Source organism: Jongsikchunia kroppenstedtii DSM 45133, assembly GCF_000380485.1.
Lineage (GTDB): Bacteria > Actinomycetota > Actinomycetes > Mycobacteriales > Mycobacteriaceae > Jongsikchunia > Jongsikchunia kroppenstedtii.
In genome coordinates, this window is record NZ_AQYG01000030.1 from 1 (window position 1) to 15782 (window position 15782).

The 15782-nt window shown below is 66.3% G+C and carries 17 protein-coding genes; 7 read left to right on the forward strand and 10 right to left on the reverse strand.

The window, feature by feature from the left end:
- The first annotated feature begins 29 nt into the window (after positions 1-29).
- Positions 30-599: an RNA polymerase sigma factor SigM gene (gene sigM / locus G341_RS0101340; RefSeq protein ID WP_018177303.1), complete on the forward strand. Its 570-nt coding sequence runs from the start codon at positions 30-32 to the stop codon at positions 597-599.
- A gap of 33 nt (positions 600-632) precedes the next feature.
- Here sigM and G341_RS22835 read toward each other — a convergent pair whose 3' ends face one another.
- Positions 633-1685 carry a DUF6159 family protein gene (locus G341_RS22835; protein ID WP_018177304.1) on the reverse strand — a complete coding sequence of 351 codons (1053 nt, stop codon included), beginning with the start codon at positions 1683-1685 and terminating at the stop codon, positions 633-635.
- A 191-nt stretch (positions 1686-1876) separates the two neighbouring features.
- Here G341_RS22835 and G341_RS20645 point away from each other — a divergent pair, with 191 nt between their 5' ends.
- The 4 genes from G341_RS20645 to G341_RS0101365 all read left to right on the forward strand — a co-directional run bounded on the left by G341_RS20645 (position 1877) and on the right by G341_RS0101365 (position 5273).
- The gene (locus G341_RS20645; protein ID WP_018177305.1) at positions 1877-2506 is read left to right on the forward strand and encodes a hypothetical protein; all 630 of its coding nucleotides are present in this window, start codon (positions 1877-1879) and stop codon (positions 2504-2506) included.
- 89 nt (positions 2507-2595) lie between these two features.
- On the forward strand, positions 2596-3570 hold the full coding sequence (trxB, locus tag G341_RS0101355; RefSeq protein WP_018177306.1) for a thioredoxin-disulfide reductase: 975 nt from the start codon (positions 2596-2598) through the stop codon (positions 3568-3570).
- Between the two features lie 36 nt (positions 3571-3606).
- Entirely contained in the window at positions 3607-3951 is a 345-nt protein-coding gene (gene trxA / locus G341_RS0101360) for a thioredoxin (RefSeq protein ID WP_483790094.1), read from the forward strand.
- 173 nt (positions 3952-4124) lie between these two features.
- The gene (locus G341_RS0101365) at positions 4125-5273 is read left to right on the forward strand and encodes an N-acetylmuramoyl-L-alanine amidase (protein WP_018177308.1); all 1149 of its coding nucleotides are present in this window, start codon (positions 4125-4127) and stop codon (positions 5271-5273) included.
- On the opposite strand, the gene G341_RS0101370 is transcribed toward G341_RS0101365, so the two are convergent.
- The 9 genes from G341_RS0101370 to rpmH all read right to left on the reverse strand — a co-directional run bounded on the left by G341_RS0101370 (position 5262) and on the right by rpmH (position 11953).
- Complete coding sequence (locus G341_RS0101370; RefSeq protein ID WP_018177309.1) at positions 5262-6059, reverse strand: hypothetical protein; 798 nt, start codon at positions 6057-6059, stop codon at positions 5262-5264. The genes G341_RS0101365 and G341_RS0101370 overlap by 12 nt on opposite strands.
- Before the next feature lie 224 nt (positions 6060-6283).
- A complete protein-coding gene (locus G341_RS0101375; RefSeq protein ID WP_018177310.1) occupies positions 6284-7336 on the reverse strand; it encodes a ParB/RepB/Spo0J family partition protein in 1053 nt (350 codons plus the stop codon).
- A complete protein-coding gene (locus G341_RS0101380) occupies positions 7333-8289 on the reverse strand; it encodes a ParA family protein (RefSeq protein WP_018177311.1) in 957 nt (318 codons plus the stop codon). Before G341_RS0101380 ends, G341_RS0101375 begins: the two co-directional genes overlap by 4 nt.
- A gap of 151 nt (positions 8290-8440) precedes the next feature.
- Positions 8441-9103 (reverse strand): 16S rRNA (guanine(527)-N(7))-methyltransferase RsmG, encoded by a 663-nt coding sequence (gene rsmG / locus G341_RS0101385; protein WP_155826697.1) that lies wholly within the window; start codon positions 9101-9103, stop codon positions 8441-8443.
- An 85-nt stretch (positions 9104-9188) separates the two neighbouring features.
- The gene (locus G341_RS0101390; RefSeq protein WP_018177313.1) at positions 9189-9842 is read right to left on the reverse strand and encodes a Jag family protein; all 654 of its coding nucleotides are present in this window, start codon (positions 9840-9842) and stop codon (positions 9189-9191) included.
- Positions 9843-9896: 54 nt separating this feature from the next.
- The gene (yidC, locus tag G341_RS0101395) at positions 9897-11060 is read right to left on the reverse strand and encodes a membrane protein insertase YidC (protein WP_018177314.1); all 1164 of its coding nucleotides are present in this window, start codon (positions 11058-11060) and stop codon (positions 9897-9899) included.
- Positions 11054-11410, reverse strand: coding sequence for a membrane protein insertion efficiency factor YidD (gene yidD / locus G341_RS20650; protein WP_018177315.1), 357 nt, complete (start codon positions 11408-11410; stop codon positions 11054-11056). Before yidD ends, yidC begins: the two co-directional genes overlap by 7 nt.
- Entirely contained in the window at positions 11407-11772 is a 366-nt protein-coding gene (gene rnpA / locus G341_RS0101405) for a ribonuclease P protein component (protein WP_018177316.1), read from the reverse strand. Before rnpA ends, yidD begins: the two co-directional genes overlap by 4 nt.
- A gap of 37 nt (positions 11773-11809) precedes the next feature.
- Entirely contained in the window at positions 11810-11953 is a 144-nt protein-coding gene (gene rpmH / locus G341_RS0101410; protein ID WP_018177317.1) for a 50S ribosomal protein L34, read from the reverse strand.
- 549 nt (positions 11954-12502) lie between these two features.
- On the opposite strand from rpmH, the gene dnaA reads away from it, so the two are divergent.
- Both dnaA and dnaN read left to right on the forward strand, forming a co-directional pair.
- Positions 12503-14035: a chromosomal replication initiator protein DnaA gene (gene dnaA, locus G341_RS20655; protein WP_051092567.1), complete on the forward strand. Its 1533-nt coding sequence runs from the start codon at positions 12503-12505 to the stop codon at positions 14033-14035.
- Positions 14036-14575: 540 nt separating this feature from the next.
- Positions 14576-15748, forward strand: coding sequence for a DNA polymerase III subunit beta (gene dnaN, locus G341_RS0101425; RefSeq protein ID WP_018177320.1), 1173 nt, complete (start codon positions 14576-14578; stop codon positions 15746-15748).
- Positions 15749-15782: the final 34 nt, after the last annotated feature.

Genomic DNA, 15782 nt, shown 5'->3' on the forward strand with positions numbered 1-15782 from the left:
TTTGTCCGATTTGATCTAGCCTCTCTGGAATGACGGCGGACCCACGTACCGACGAGCAGCTGCTCGCGGCGCATGTCGCGGGCGAAGTCGGGGCGTTCGACGAGCTGATCCGCAGGCATCAGCACTACCTCTGGGCAGTGGCGCGGCGGACCAGCCAGAGTTCCGACGACGCGGCCGATGCCCTGCAGGAAGCACTGCTCAACGCCCATCGGATGGCCGCTCGATTCCGGGCCGATTCTCAGGTCCGATCCTGGCTGCACCGCATCGTCGTGAACGCCTGCCTCGACCGGATCCGCCACAACCGATCACGGATCACCGTGCCGCTGCCCGACTTCGAGTTCCTGCCTGAACTCGCCGATCCCCGCGATGCCACCTCTGCCGTCGACCTCTCGGTGTCCATCGGCCGCGCACTGGACGTACTGCCCGCCGACCAGCGGGCCGCGGTCGTCGCCGTCGACATCGAGGGCTACTCGGTCAACGAGGCCGCCAAGCGCCTCGGCGTACCATCCGGCACCATCAAATCCCGATGCCACCGCGGCCGCGCCCGGCTCGCCGAAGTACTGGCCCACCTACGCTCGGAGGCCGCCGGACTCAACTGAGTCCGACGGCCTCCCAAGCGATTTCGTTTCAGATCAGCGCTGCTGGTAGTACTGGCTCGGCCCGGCCGGACCGGCGTAGGCCGGCTGCTTGGCCGTGAACGCCGCCGAGACCAGCTCCGGGGCGAGCGGAATCGGTCGACCGGTCGCATACCGATAGATCAGCGTGCGGGCGTAACCGTTGATCGCGCCGAAGACGAGGCCGATCGCGAACAGCGCGATCACGCCCACCGCGAGGAGAACGACGCCGAGCGCGGGCGCACTGATGATCAGGAAGATGCCGCCGACGACGGCCAGGATCGGAATGATCATCAGCGCCAACTGAATCAGCCCGGCCCGAACATTCGTGCGCAGCCCGGTGCCCCAGGTCTGCTTGAGCAGCTGGGACGACCGCTTGACCGCGGCGACCGGCCCCAGTCCCTCGACCACGATCACCGGCAGCACCAGGTATGACGCTATGGCCCAGGCGATTCCGGCGACGATCCCGAGGATCCGGCCGATCAAGCCGAACCGCTGCTCGATCGCGCGGATCGCGGCGCCGACGGTCGTGGTGACGGCCGCCCACGCGAGGATCTTGCCGGCCAGGCGGCCGGCGGCACGCAGCGTGTTGCCGACCGTCGGCTGGTAGCCGTCGGCCCGCATGTTGGCGCCGATGATCAGCGCCGCCTGGAAGTAGATCGAGACGAACGACGCGGCGAAGGCGCCCAGGATGCCGCCGACATAGACACCGAATCGGGTACCAGAGTCGCCGCCGAGCCCGTCGCCTAGGAAGAACCCGGGCACGAACAGCGCCACCGCCGCGATCAGCGCGCCGACGAAGCCGATGATCGGCAGCCACAGCAGCTGCTTGTCCTGCTGCAGCATCTTCCAGCAGGCGGTGAACAGTGCCTTGCCGCTGCCGGGCGTACCACTTGCCGGCTGCGGCGGCCGACCGTAGGCATAGCCCGGCTGCGGCGGCCGAGGCGGATAGCCCGGCTGCGCATGCGGCGGCTGCCCATACTGCTGGGGCTGCCCGTACTGCTGGGGCTGCCCGGGGTACTGCTGCGGCGGATACGGCTGCTGATTTCCCGCTTCGGGATACTGCTGCATGAGATTGTTCCTCGTCTGTGCGAACATCGATTTCGGCTCGGCTCGGCTTAACGCTAAACGCCGGTGCACGACATCGCCGAACGTTGTCATTCAGGCGATGGAACCCCGCGACGCGGCCGCGCGTCATAGATGTCGAGAGGCCATTCGGGGGAGGGGCCAAGCCGCGGATCGGGTGAGGGAGGCGTTGGACAGTGGCAGATCGCAGCGACGGTGGTCGCGATGCCGACGGCCCGTCCCAGGACGCCGATATCGCCGATATAGTCCGCCGGCTCGGCGAACTGGGTCCACCCGATCCGGAACCCATTCCTGAGTTCGCTCAGGCCAAGATCGATGCGGCCCTGGCCACCGTGCGGGCCGACACCGCCACTACCGCCCGCGGGGACGTCGTCAGCCTGGAGCGCCATCGGCGTCGTCGGCGCGCCTGGCTGATCGGTGGCGGCGCCGTGGCCGCCGTCGTCGCCGGCGTGATCGCCGCCGTCACGCTCACCGGCTCCGGCTCCTCCGCATCGGACCCGACCGATACGGCGCAGCCCGGTCAGCCCGGTTCGACACCGACCGGGCATCAGCTGTTGTCCATCATCGGCCGCACGACGCCGACCCCCTTCGCCGACACCGACGCGCGGGCCCGTTGTCTCGTCGCCAACGGCTACTCGGCCGACACCCCGGTCCTCGGGACCGGGCCGATCACGGTGCAGGACCGGCAGGCGGCCGTGATCCTGCTACCCACCGGCACCGCCGGACGATTCACCGCACTGGTCGTCGGCGCCGACTGCGACGCCGATCACCCCGCGACGATCAGCAAGGACGTCATCGGCGGCTGAGACACCGCTTCCTACCGGTGCCGCGCGGCGCCGGGAAGGTTTCCAACTACGCTGACGTTGACCCCAGCGGATAGCGAAGCGGAGGACCGATGACAACCGAGAACGACACCGTCCACGACATCATCATCGTGGGTTCGGGCCCGGCGGGGTACACGGCCGCGGTATACGCCGCGCGTGCCGAACTCAAGCCGATCGTCTTCGAGGGCACCCAGTTCGGCGGCGCGCTGATGACCACCACCGAGGTCGAGAACTTCCCCGGCTTCCGCGAGGGCATCATGGGCCCGGCGCTGATGGACGAGATGCGCGAGCAGGCGCTCCGGTTCGGCGCTGACCTGCGCATGGAGGATGTCGACGCGATGCGCCTGACCGGCGACGTCAAAGAGGTCGAGGTCGGCGGCGAGGTCATCAGGGCCCGCGCGATCATCCTCGCGATGGGATCGGCGGCCCGTTACCTCGGCGTCGAGGGCGAGCAGGATCTCCTCGGCCGCGGCGTGTCCGCCTGCGCCACCTGCGACGGCTTCTTCTTCAAGGACCAGGACATCGCGGTCATCGGCGGCGGCGACTCGGCGATGGAGGAGGCCACCTTCCTCACCAAGTTCGCCAAGTCGGTCACGCTGGTGCACCGGCGCGAGGAGTTCCGCGCGTCGAAGATCATGCTGGAACGCGCCCGCGCGAACGCGAAGATCCGCTTCCTCACCAACAAGCTCGTGGACGGCGTCGAGGGCGAGACCGGGGTCACCGGCCTGCAGCTGACCGACCGCGAGTCGGGCGAGAAGTCGACGCTGGCGGTGACCGGCATGTTCGTCGCGATCGGCCACGATCCGCGTAGCGAGCTGGTCCGCGGTCAAGTCGATCTCGACGACGAGGGCTATGTGCTGACCGATGGCTCATCGACCTACACCTCTATTCCGGGTGTCTTCGCTGCGGGCGACCTGGTCGATCACACCTACCGGCAGGCGATCACCGCGGCCGGCACCGGATGTCGCGCCGCGATCGACGCCGAGCGCTGGCTGGCCGACCAGGCCGCCGCCCCGGTCGTCGAGACCGCCGCCGCCTCCGCCTAGTCGCAACTACTGCGTAATACCAAGGAAGACAGGGAGATTCACATGGGAGCCAACACCGTAGAGGCGACCGACGCGACGTTCGCCGACGTCGTTGCCGGCGCCGACAAGCCGGTCCTGGTCGACTTCTGGGCCACCTGGTGCGGACCGTGCAAGATGGTCGCCCCGGTTCTCGACGAGATCGCCCGCGATCACGCCGACAAGCTGACCATCGCGAAGGTCGACGTCGACCAGAACCCCAATGTCGCGCGCGACTTCCAGATCATGTCGATCCCGACCATGATCCTGTTCGTCGATGGCAAGCCGAGCAAGACGATCGTCGGTGCCAAGGGCAAGGCCGCGCTGCTGCGCGAGCTCGAGCCGGTACTCGGCGCCCCGGCCTGATCGGTACCCCGACGATTCGCCCGGTATGGGCGATACCGCCGCGGATAAATGCCGAGGGATGTGACACATCGCTCGGCATTTGGCGTGTTCGGACCGACCTGTAACACTCATATGGTTCCGCCCTGCGCCATGATGTACGCAGAGCTATCCATCGCCGCGCGAGAGGAGCGAGCATGCGGGTTCTCCGCCTCGGTGACCACGGCTCGGCCGTCGCCGAGATTCGCGCCTATCTCACCGAGCTGGGCCTGCTCGCAGACGACGACGCGCTTCACGCCGCCGATCCGACGTTCGACGCGGCGACCGACCACGCGGTACGCGCATTCCAGCAGGAACGCCGGCTGCTCGTCGACGGACTCGTCGGCCCGGAGACCTACCAGGTCTTGCGTGCCGCCTCCTACCGGCTCGGCTCGCGGGTCCTGAGCTACCAGCTGTCGGCGCCGATGACCGGTGACGACATCGCCGAGCTGCAGACCCGGCTGCTCAACCTCGGTTTCTATACCGGACTCGCCGACGGCAAGTACGGCGAGCTGACTTACAGTGCGCTGCAACAGTTCCAGTCCGATTTCGGCCTCACTCCGGACGGCATCTGCGGACCGAAGACCCTGCGCTCGCTGGAGCTGCTGGGCACGCGCGTCACCGGCGGATCGCCGCACCGGATCCATGAGGTCGAGCGGGTCCGCGATTCCGGACCGCAGCTGTCGGGCAAACGGATCGTCATCGATCCGGGCTCGGGCAGCTCCGACATGTCGGCCGCCGATGCCGAACTGGCATCGGCGATCATGTGGGATCTGGCCTCGCTGCTCGAGGGCAAGATGGCGGCCGCCGGCATGGAGACCTACCTGTCGCGCGCGGCCGGTCAGTCGCCGACCGATGCCGAACGCGCCCGCACCGCAAACTCTTTCGATGCCGACCTGATGATCTCGCTGCGCTGCGCGACCTATTCCAATCCGGCGGCGCACGGTGTCGCCACCTTCGCGTTCGGCAATTCGCACGGATCGCATTCGACGATCGGCCGCAGCCTGGCCGGTTTCGTCCAGCGTGAGATCGTTGCGCGAACGCCGTTGCAGGACTGCCGCTCTCACGAGCGCACCTGGGAGATCCTGCGACTCACGCGGATGCCGGCGGTGCAGATCGACCTCGGCTACCTGAGCAACTTCGGCGACAGTGCGATCCTGTCGGATCCGCACCAGCGGGACACGATCGCCTATGCGATTCTCGTCGCGGTCAAGCGGCTGTACCTGCTGGGCAAGAACGACCAGCCCACCGGCACCTACACATTCGCCGAACTGCTTGCCGCCGAGCAGAACTCGCTAGCGCGCTGACCCCGCCCCGGGCCTGATCGGCCGGCCCGTGGACGATGCTCCCGCAGGCACCGCCGCGGGTACCCGCTCGATCTCCGTCATCGCCGGAATGGTGGATGTCAGCAGCAGCCGCGCCAGCGCCTCCTCAACCTCCGCCTTCCAGCCGAGTCCCTGGTCGAGCTCCAGTCGCAGTCGCGGGAACCGCGGATGCGGGGCGACGACCGTGAAGCCGGCGTCGGTCAGGAAGTGCTCGTCGATCATGCAGCTGACGCACGCCTCCACCGGCCGCAGCAGTTCGGCCGCAACCGTGCCGGCGTCGTCGGACGATCGAACGATTCCGAAGGCCTCGACGGCACGGACGCCGCGCCGGGTCAGGTCCTCGATCGCCGCCTGCAACAGGCTCTCGGCGACACCCGGCATCCCCGGATTGGCGCGCACGGACGTGAGCAGTACCGCGTCCGGGCTGACGGGCGAGGTGGGGAAGTGGCGGGCCCGCGGCACCAGACCCGGCGGCGCGTAGAAGGCGGTGCCGATCGTCTGTAGGCCGCCCGGGATCACTCCGGGCACCGAGTCATCGGTGCGCAATGTCGCGACTTGTGCGCAGGTGCCCCACTCGAGGAGCACCATCGACACCCACGCCTCCTTGTCGAATTCGGAGATGAAATCCGCGGCCGACCCCGGTCCATGCGATCCGCCCGCCAGCTGTCCGAGATTCTCCGGATCGACTTCCCAGAAGACACAGCGGCGGACGTGCCGCGGCAGGTTGTCGAACTGATCCAACGTCAACGCGGAGATCGAGAAGGACACGGGCCCGACGCCTCCTGACGATTTCTGCTCGATGGCCGCCGACTTCGGCTCCCCGACCGCGCTCAGTCGCGCGATTTCTCTCAGAATAAGGGATTGCGTCGATGTCGTCGGGCCCGGATGGGGCCGGCCGTCAAACTTATTGTGTTACAACGGGTTTCGACGGAAATCGACCGTGGCGTCACAGTGACGTTTTGTCGTAATCCCCTGGTACCTGGAATTTCGGATCATTTTCCGTCCAACAGTCCGACGATCCGCTCGAGGTCATCAACCGACCCGAACTCGACGACGATCTTGCCCTTTCGCTTGCCGAGGTTCACCGACACCTTCGTATCGAAGCGATCCGACAGCCGATCGGCGACGTCCTGGAGCCCCGGCATCTGCATCGGCCGGCGCTTCGGCTTCGCCGGCGCGCTACCGCCGTCGCCCTTGTTGATCAGATGGACCGCTTCCTCGGTCGCGCGGACCGACATGCCTTCGGCCACGATCCGCGCCGCGAGCGCCTCCTGCTCGGTGGCATCCGCCTCGAGGGACAGCAGCGCTCGCGCGTGTCCGGCGGACAGCACGCCGGCCGCCACCCGGCGCTGGACGGGGACCGGGAGCTTGAGCAGTCGGATCATGTTGGTGACGACGGGGCGCGAACGACCCAACCGATTGGCGAGTTCGTCATGAGTCACGCCGAACTCTTCCAGCAGCTGCTGATACGCCGCCGCCTCTTCCAACGGGTTCAACTGAACGCGGTGGATGTTCTCCAGGAGGGCATCGCGCAGCATGTCGCTGTCCGCGGTCTCGCGAACGATGGCCGGGATCGCCTCCAGTCCGGCCTCCTGGCTGGCGCGCCAGCGACGCTCACCCATGACCAGTTGGTACCGGTGCCCCTCGGGGGTGGGCGCCGATAGCGCGCGCACCACGATCGGCTGCATGAGCCCGAACTCCCGGATGGAGTGGACGAGTTCGGCGAGCGCTTCCTCGTCGAAGACCGATCGCGGCTGCTGCGGATTGGGCTGGATATCCGACGGCTTGATCTCGCGATAGACCGCGCCGACTTCCGATGCGTCGTCGGCCGGGCCCGGTGCAGAGTCGGGGGAGCCCGTGGCGCGACCCGCGCCGCCGCCGATGATGACGTCGGCCGCCTGCGAACCCAGACCCGGTCCGCCGGGGGTACCGGCCTCGTCGTCGGCCGGGCCGGTCGGGATCAGTGCGGCGAGACCGCGTCCGAGACCGCCCCGGTTCGACCGCGCGCCGGCCGTCGGCTTCGGCTTGCTCTGCTGGGTGCTCACTGCTGTCCTCCTCGATGTGCGAGCTCGCGGCCCGCGTCCAGATAACTCATGGCACCACGCGAACCCGGGTCATAACCGATGATCGTCATCGCGAACCCGGGTGCTTCGGACACCTTGACGCTCCGGGGGATCACGGTGGAGAGCACCTTGTCGCCGAAATACTTGCGCACCTCGTCGGCCACCTGATCGGCGAGCTTGGTCCGGCCGTCGTACATCGTCAGCAGGATCGTCGACACGAAGAGTTCCTTGTTGAGATGCGACTGCACGAGCTCGATATTGCGGAGCAACTGGCTGACGCCCTCAAGGGCGTAGTACTCGCACTGGATCGGGATCAGCACCTCGCGCGCGGCCACCATCGCGTTGATGGTCAGCAGGCCGAGCGACGGCGGGCAGTCGATGAGGACGTAATCGATGCCGTACTCGTCGAGAACCGCGTCATCGATCGCGTTCCGCAACCGGTTCTCGCGAGCCACCATCGAGACGAGTTCGATCTCGGCGCCGGCCAGATCGAGTGTCGCCGGCACGCAGTAGAGCCCCTTGTTGTTCGGGCTCTCGGCGATCGCCTCGCGCAGACCGACTTCGCCGAGCAGCATCTCGTAGACCGAGGGGACGCCCGAGCGGTGGTCGATCCCGAGCGCGGTGCTGGCGTTGCCCTGTGGGTCGAGATCGATGACGAGTACCGAGAGCCCGTGGAGTGCGAGCGCGGCCGCCAGGTTCACGGTCGACGTGGTCTTGCCGACCCCGCCCTTCTGATTGGCGACCGTGAGGATGCGGCGCTGCGCGGGGCGGGGGAGGGCGCCGGTACCGCCGGGGGTGAGCACCTGGCTGGCGCGCTCAGCCGCGATGGCGATCGGGGTATCGACCTCGCCGCCGGTTTCACGTGAAACGGTTTCACGTGAAACCGCGGGGTTCTGATTCGCCGTCGAGTCCTTCGACGATGCCTGACCGCTCAAGTCTCGACCCTTTCGCCCGATGTTTCTCAGCACTTCGTACCCCTCAATATTCTGGGCCCTCGCGGGCCTGATTCCAACCGGGCGAGCCGGAGGGTTAGTAGTTCATAACCAGACGATCTGGTGGCGGCGACCCGCCAGGTGTCGAACTTGCTCAGCGACGGGTGCGGGTCAGCTCCACAACCGTGGTCGGCGTCTCCAGCAGCCCGACGCCACAGGACAACACCTGCGGGTCGCTGAGCCCCGCCTTCGCTAGCGCCTTCGAATGCTTCGCGAGTTCGTCCGACGCGGACGCTCCCTTGATCGGCATCATCTTGCCGCCGACCCGGATCAGGGGAGTGCTCCAGCGGGCAAGCTTGTCGATCGACGCCACCGCTCGGGAAGTGACGACATCCGCCATCCCGCCGGCCTCGATCGTCGCCGGCTCCTCAGCTCGCCCGCGCACAACCGCGACCGACAGCCCCGCGGCATCGACGAACCGGCGCAGGAAATCGGCGCGTCGTTCCAGTGGCTCGACCAAGGTCATGATCAAGTCCGGCCTCGCGATCGCGAGCGGCAGACCGGGCAACCCCGCGCCGCTCCCGATGTCGGTGACAACAGCGCCCTCCGCGATCCGTTCCGCAATCACGGCCGAGTTCATGATGTGCCGCGACCACAGGCGGTCGACCTCGCGCGGCCCGATCAGTCCGTGATCGACGCCATCGGTCGCCAGCAGATCCCGATAGCGCTCTGCCAATGGCAGCCGCGCACCGAACACCGACGGGGCCGATTCCAGCGCCCGCGTCTCCTCCGGGTCGGTCGGTTTCACGTGAAACACGCTCCAAATCACATCGATGTAGTTTGTGGTCCGGAAAGCAAAAAGGGCCCCGACCCAATTGGTCGGGGCCCTCCGCTAAGCCTAGCTAGACCTTGAGGACGACCACGCGGCGGTTCGGTTCCGAACCCTCGCTCTCACTCGTCACGCCCTCGACGGCGGCAACGGCGTCGTGGACGATCTTCCGTTCGAACGGCGTCATCGGATCCAGCGACTCGCGTCCGCCCTCCGCGTTCACCCGCTCGGCCACCTCGGTGCCGAGCCGGGCCAGGCGCTCGCGGCGATCGGCACGCCAGCGCGCGACGTCCAGCATCAGCCGACTGCGGTCGCCGGTCGCCTGCTGCACGGCGAGACGGGTCAGCTCCTGCAGCGCGTCGAGAACCTCACCCTTCTTTCCGACGAGCTTCGACAGCTCCTTACCGCCGCCGTCGATGCTGACGATCGCGCGGTCACCATCGACGTCCAGATCGATGTCGCCGTCGTAGTCCAGAACGTCGAGCAGCTGCTCCAGATAATCGCCGGCGATCTCGCCCTCCTCGACGAGGCGGTCCTCCTGCGACGAGCTCTCGCCATCATCATCGGACTCGGCCGCCACCTCAGCGGTCGACTCGCCCCCCGCCTCAGCGGTCGACTCGCCCCCCGCGTCAGCGGTCGACTCGTCAGCCGGGTTGACGGCCGCGTCGTCGGTCAGGGTCTCGGAAGTCTCCGGCGAATCCGGGCCGTCGGAGTGCACTGCAGTCATGTAGCTACCTCAATATTCAGTGGGGGATAAGTCTTGTCGCGATCGAGCGGTGCGTCAGCGACGCTTCTTGCGTTTGCGCTGATTCTGATTCGGTCGCTTGTTCTGTCCGGCCGGTCGACTGCCCGGCGCCGGCTTCTTCGGTGCGGGCTTCTTCGGTGCCGGGGGAGGAGTCGGTTTGTCGTCGGGCGAGGTGTCCGCCGCGTCGTCATCCGTGGCATCCGCAGCATCCGCGCTCGAGGGCTCGCCGTCGGTGGCATCGCCGTCGGCTGCCTTCCCGACGGCCTTCTTCTGCCGATCGGGCTTCACGCCGGGCTTCGGCGCGTTCGCCTTCAGCTTCTCCGCCTTAGCGGCCTTCTCGATCGCCTCCTGCTTGGCCATGCGGCCGAACACGAGATGCTGCTGGCCGTAGGTCCAGATATTGTTCGCCATCCAGTAGAGGAGGATCGCGACGGGGAAGAAGAGACCGGACACCAGGATGCCGAGCGGGAAGATCCAGAGCGACAGCTGGTTCATGATCCGGGTCTGCTGGTTCTCCAGCGCCTCGGGCGTCTGACGGGCCACCGACGCGCGCGCATTCATATGGGTGGCGATCGAGGACAGGATCATCAGCGGCACGGCAAGATAGACGATGTCCATCCGGGTGAAGTCGATGTCTTGCGGCTTCATCGTGTCGACGAAGGCGATCCACTCATTCTTCGGGAGGTTGATCGCCGCCGACAGTGGAACGCCGAAGAGGCGGGAGTCCAGGAAGTTCCGCACCAACTCCGGGCTGAAAGCGTAGTTGCCGATGCTCCGGGTCTGCTCCGCACTCATGTGAAGCTGGCCCATACCGGTACCCATCCGGTTGAACGAGCGCAGGACATGGAACAGGCCGATGAACACCGGGATCTGCATGAACATCGGGAGGCAGCCCAGCAGGGGATTGAAGCCGTGCTCCCGCTGGAGCTTCTGCATCTCCTCGCTCATCTTGACCCGGTCTTTGCTGTACTTCTTCCGGATCGCCTGCATCTGCGGCTGAATCTCTTGCATCTTCTTCGTCGTCTGGATCTGCTTGACGAAGGGCTTGTAGAGGATCGCGCGCAGGGTGAAGACCAGGAAGACCACCGACAGTGCCCAGGCGATGCCGTTCCAGTTCGGCGAGTTCGGCAGGATCGCGTCGAAGACCCAGTGCCAGAACCACATGATCCACGAAACCGGGTAGTAGATGAAGTTCAGCACGAAACTGTGTGCTCCTTAGTTGATTGCGCACCAGAAGTGTTGCGGCGCAAGGGATTAAGTTGTGAAAGAACTCGGGTGGTGCGTTCGGGGACGGGGTCGTAGCCCGGCTTGTGCCAGGGTCCGCACTTGAGCAGCCGGATGATCGAGAGCCAACCGCCGTACAGCAACCCGTGCGTGGTCAACGCCTCGACGGCGTAAGCGCTGCAGGTCGGTTCGAATCGGCAGGTGGGCAGCCGCATCGGCGAGACCCAGGTGCGATAGAGCTGCACCAGAAAGACGACCGACTTCCACGCCCAGCTCCGTGGGCCACTGTTGATCGGCGTGATCTCGGGTTCGGCGGAGTCGGTCATCGAGAGGCTCGATCGACCGGATCGCGGGATAGGACACCGGCGAGCTCAGCCGCCAGGATGGTCGAACTCGCCTGCGCGGCCGCGGGCAGCGCCCGAAGCACCACCATGGTCTGCGGATCGATCGAGGTATTGCCGGCCGCGGCCGCGCGCAGCTTGCGGGACACCGCATGCCGCGTCACCGCATTGCCGACGGACTTGCCGACGATCAGCCCGAATCGCGGGCCACCGACCAAGACTTGGCCCGGTGCGTACTCCGGACGATCCACATAGGCGACGAAGTGCCGACGGTTCGCTCGCACACCGAACTTGAGCGTGCGAGTGAAATCAGACCGGCGGGTGAGCCGGTGATGGGGTGCCAGCACCGGGAGATCAGCTAGCCGAGGCGTGAGCCGACAGCGATCAGGCCGTGAGGCTGGCGCGGCCCTTGCGACGACGGTTGCCGACGATCGCACGACCGGCACGGGTCCGCATACGCAGACGGAAGCCGTGCACCTTGGCGCGACGACGGTTGTTCGGCTGGAAGGTGCGCTTGCCCTTGGCCATGGGTTGAACTCCTTGTAATAGAGGTGGTCTCTGTGTTCGAGCTGGTCTCGGAGCCCAACAGGCATGATCGCCGGCGATCAGGTTCGGACCCCCGGAGGGACGAATCGACTGATCGCGCGCGGCAGCCACACGCTCGTTGAGCGACTTATCGAGGGTACTGATCGACCCCACGACCGGTCAAACCGCCTCCGATCGCCGACCGGGGCCGGCAACCGCCCCCTCACCAGCAGATTCGCCACGACTCTCAACGTCAGATTCATACCAGCAACACTCCGAGAAGCGTCGGATCCTTGCTCTACTGCGGAATCTGTGCCGTCGTGTTGCTGCTCGACAGGGGCTCTGTTAGCTTCTGCAACAGCGTTTAGCGGAGCACAGTCGCCGAGCTGCGCGACCGATCACGCTTTCCAGAATCCCCGTTACCTGGGGCAATGCTTGCATTTGTACACAGCTGTGGATAAGAGTGTGCACAATTGGTTGAGCTTGACGATTCATCGGCGAATGCGGGCGGGCGCGACCATCATCGCCGAGACGTAGCTCACAGGAGGATCAATGTCGCAGCCCTCCGACCCCTCGCAACCAGGACCGGCCCGATCCAGCTTCAGCGAAGTCTGGCAGCAGGTGGTCAAGGAACTCGGAGACGAGAGCGATTCGACTCGCAGCATCACCCGCCAGCAGAAGGCCTACCTCTCGCTGGTGCAGCCGCTGACCCTGACCGAGGGATTCGCCCTGCTCAGCGTGCCGAATCAGTTCGTCCAAGAGCAGATCGAACGCGGCTTGCGCGAACCGATCGTCGCCACCCTGTCGCGGCTGCTCGGTGAATCGGTCGATCTCGGCGTCCGAACCAGTCCGCCGGCCGACGGTGAATCGACGCCGCTGGTGATCGACGCCGCCCCACCGCGCGACGACGCCGACACCGAGTCACCCGTCGGACCCAGCTTCCTCGAGCGCCGCGAAGACCGCCGCGAAGCCGAGGCCATCGGCGACTCCCGCGAGGGCTGGGTGTCCAGCTTCTTCCCGAGCGAGTCCGGTTCGTCCAGCACGGGCGTGAGCAACACCAGCCTCAACCCGAAGTACACCTTCGACACCTTCGTCATCGGTGCCTCGAACCGATTCGCCCACGCCGCGGCCGTCGCCATCTCCGAAGCGCCGGCCCGCGCCTACAACCCGCTGTTCATCTGGGGCGAGTCCGGGCTCGGCAAGACGCACCTGCTGCACGCCGCCGGCCACTACGCGCAGCGACTGTTCCCCGGCATGCGCGTGATGTACGTGTCCACCGAGGAATTCACGAACGATTTCATCAACTCGCTGCGTGACGACCGCCGCGTCGGGTTCAAGCGTCGCTACCGGGATGTCGACATCCTGCTGGTCGACGACATCCAGTTCCTCGAGGGCAAGGAAGGTATCCAGGAAGAGTTCTTCCACACCTTCAACACCCTGCACAACGCCAACAAGCAGATCGTCGTGTCGTCCGATCGACCGCCGAAACAGCTTGCGACACTGGAAGATCGGCTGCGAACCCGGTTCGAGTGGGGTCTGATCACCGACGTCCAGCCGCCCGAGTTGGAGACCCGGATCGCCATCCTGCGCAAGAAGGCGCAGATGGACAACATCAAGGTGCCCGACGACGTCCTCGAGCTGATCGCGTCCAAGATCGAACGCAACATCCGCGAGCTCGAGGGCGCGCTGATCCGCGTGACCGCGTTCGCGTCGCTGAACCAGACCGAACTCGATCAGTCGCTGGCCGAGATCGTGCTGCGGGCCCTGCTGCCGGATTCGGCGTCGATCGAGATCACCGCGGCCACGATCATCGCCGCCACCGCCGAGTACTTCGACGTCAGTGTCGAGGACATGCGGGGGCAGGGCAAGCATCGGCAGCTGGCGTTCGCCCGGCAGATCGCGATGTACCTGTGCCGGGAGCTCACCGAGCTGTCGCTGCCGAAGATCGGCGAACACTTCAACCGCGACCACACCACCGTGATGTACGCCGTGAAGAAGATCGGCAAGGACATCAAGGAGCGTCAGAAGACGTACAACGACATCCAGGAGCTCACCGCGCGGGTCAAACAGCGCTCGCAGCGCTGATTTCCCTGCTCTTGATCATCTGCCGTCCCAGGCTCTGGGGCGGCAGCTGTCGTTTCGGACCCCGTGCGAGCGCCGACTCTCAAGGTCAGGACGAGACTCTGAAGCACAACTTTTGTTACTGGTGTGACGCAAGCGACTTCTCCCCAGCTGTGGACAACCCCGTGGATAACTCTTGCAAACTGGGGACAACCAGTGCACCGAGCTCGAACAAATGACAGTTGTCCACCGACCGGTCACCGTCATCCCCCGGCCATTCGACTTCTGTTCACAATCGGCCGCGCCGGGCGACCAGCGCGCACGAGCTGTTATCCACAGAATCCACATGCCCTATTACTACGAAGAATTTCTCCATCACAGGACCTCTTTAAAAACAGGTGTGTGGATGAACAGTTGTGGACGCGCGTTCGTCCGGGTTACCGGCCCGCCCGCTCAAAGCTGTCGTTCGCGATACAGTGCATCCCACGACCGCGGATCGATGTCGCGGCGAACGCAGGCATGGTGTTCACCTGGTGAGCACGGACGAAGGGCAGCAGAACGAGCATGAAATTCCGGGTGGCGCGTGACGAATTCGCAGATTCCGTTGCCTGGGTCGCACGTAGTTTGCCCAGCCGTCCGCCGGTGCCCGTGCTCGGCGGCGTCCTGCTGGATGCCGGCGACGCGGGCCTGACGATCTCCGGATTCGACTTCGAGGTTTCGGCCCAGGTGGTCATCCCCGCCGAGATCGCCGACGCAGGCCAAGTTCTGGTGTCCGGAAAGCTGCTGGCCGATATCACCCGGTCGCTGCCGGCGAAGCCCGTCGACGTGACCGTCGACGGCACCCGGGTCGCGATCACCTGCGGCAGCGCGAAGTTCTCGCTGCCGACCATGCCGGTCGAGGATTACCCGCAGCTACCCGAGATTCCCGAGACCACCGGCTCGATCCCGCAGCAGCTGTTCGGTGAGGCGATCGCGCAGGTCGCCGTCGCGGCCGGGCGGGACGACACCCTGCCGATGCTGACCGGCATCCGCGTCGAGGTCGACGGCGACAAGGTCGTCATGGCCGCGACCGACCGATTCCGCCTCGCGGTGCGCGAACTCACCTGGGAGCCGGTCGGCACGCCGCCGGCCACCGCCGTTCTGGTCCCCGCGAAGACGTTGTCCGAGTCGGCGAAAACGGCTGCGAGCGAGGCCGGCTCGGGCGTCGGCCTGGCCTTCGGCACCGGCAGCTCGATCGGTGCGGCCGGGCTGCTGGGCATCCTCGGCAGCGGCCGACAGACCACAACCCGGCTGCTCGACGCCGAATTCCCGAAGTTCCGGCAGCTGCTGCCGGCCAGCCACGACTCGGTGGCGATCATCGAGATCGCGCCGCTGACGGACGCCATCAAGCGCGTCGCGCTGGTCGCCGAGCGCGGCGCCCAGGTGCGACTGGAATTCTCCGACGGCTCGGTGACCCTGTCGGCCGGCGGCGACGATGCCGGCAAGGCCGAGGAAGAACTCGAGGTGAAGTTCTACGGCGAGCCGCTGACCATCGCCTTCAACCCCGGATACCTGCTCGACGGACTGGGCTCGCTGCACACGCAGTATGTGGACTTCGGTTTCACGACGCCGAGCCGGCCCGCCGTGCTCCGCGCGCACGACGATGCGTCGGAGCCGACGGCCGATGATTCGGGCAAGTACCCGGCGCCGTCGGGCGACTACACATATCTGCTGATGCCGGTGCGCCTGCCGGGCTGATCGCCCTTCACCAGGTGCTGCGCGGCAAAATGAT

Excerpts from the sequence above, each read along its gene's own strand:
- sigM (WP_018177303.1), top strand. The coding sequence starts at position 30 with ATGACGGCGGACCCACGTACCGACGAGCAGCTGCTCGCGGCGCATGTC.
- G341_RS22835 (WP_018177304.1), bottom strand. The coding sequence starts at position 1,685 with ATGCAGCAGTATCCCGAAGCGGGAAATCAGCAGCCGTATCCGCCGCAG.
- trxB (WP_018177306.1), top strand. The coding sequence starts at position 2,596 with ATGACAACCGAGAACGACACCGTCCACGACATCATCATCGTGGGTTCG.
- G341_RS0101365 (WP_018177308.1), top strand. The coding sequence starts at position 4,125 with ATGCGGGTTCTCCGCCTCGGTGACCACGGCTCGGCCGTCGCCGAGATT.
- G341_RS0101390 (WP_018177313.1), bottom strand. The coding sequence starts at position 9,842 with ATGACTGCAGTGCACTCCGACGGCCCGGATTCGCCGGAGACTTCCGAG.
- yidD (WP_018177315.1), bottom strand. The coding sequence starts at position 11,410 with ATGACCGACTCCGCCGAACCCGAGATCACGCCGATCAACAGTGGCCCA.
- rpmH (WP_018177317.1), bottom strand. The coding sequence starts at position 11,953 with ATGGCCAAGGGCAAGCGCACCTTCCAGCCGAACAACCGTCGTCGCGCC.
- dnaA (WP_051092567.1), top strand. The coding sequence starts at position 12,503 with ATGTCGCAGCCCTCCGACCCCTCGCAACCAGGACCGGCCCGATCCAGC.
- dnaN (WP_018177320.1), top strand. The coding sequence starts at position 14,576 with ATGAAATTCCGGGTGGCGCGTGACGAATTCGCAGATTCCGTTGCCTGG.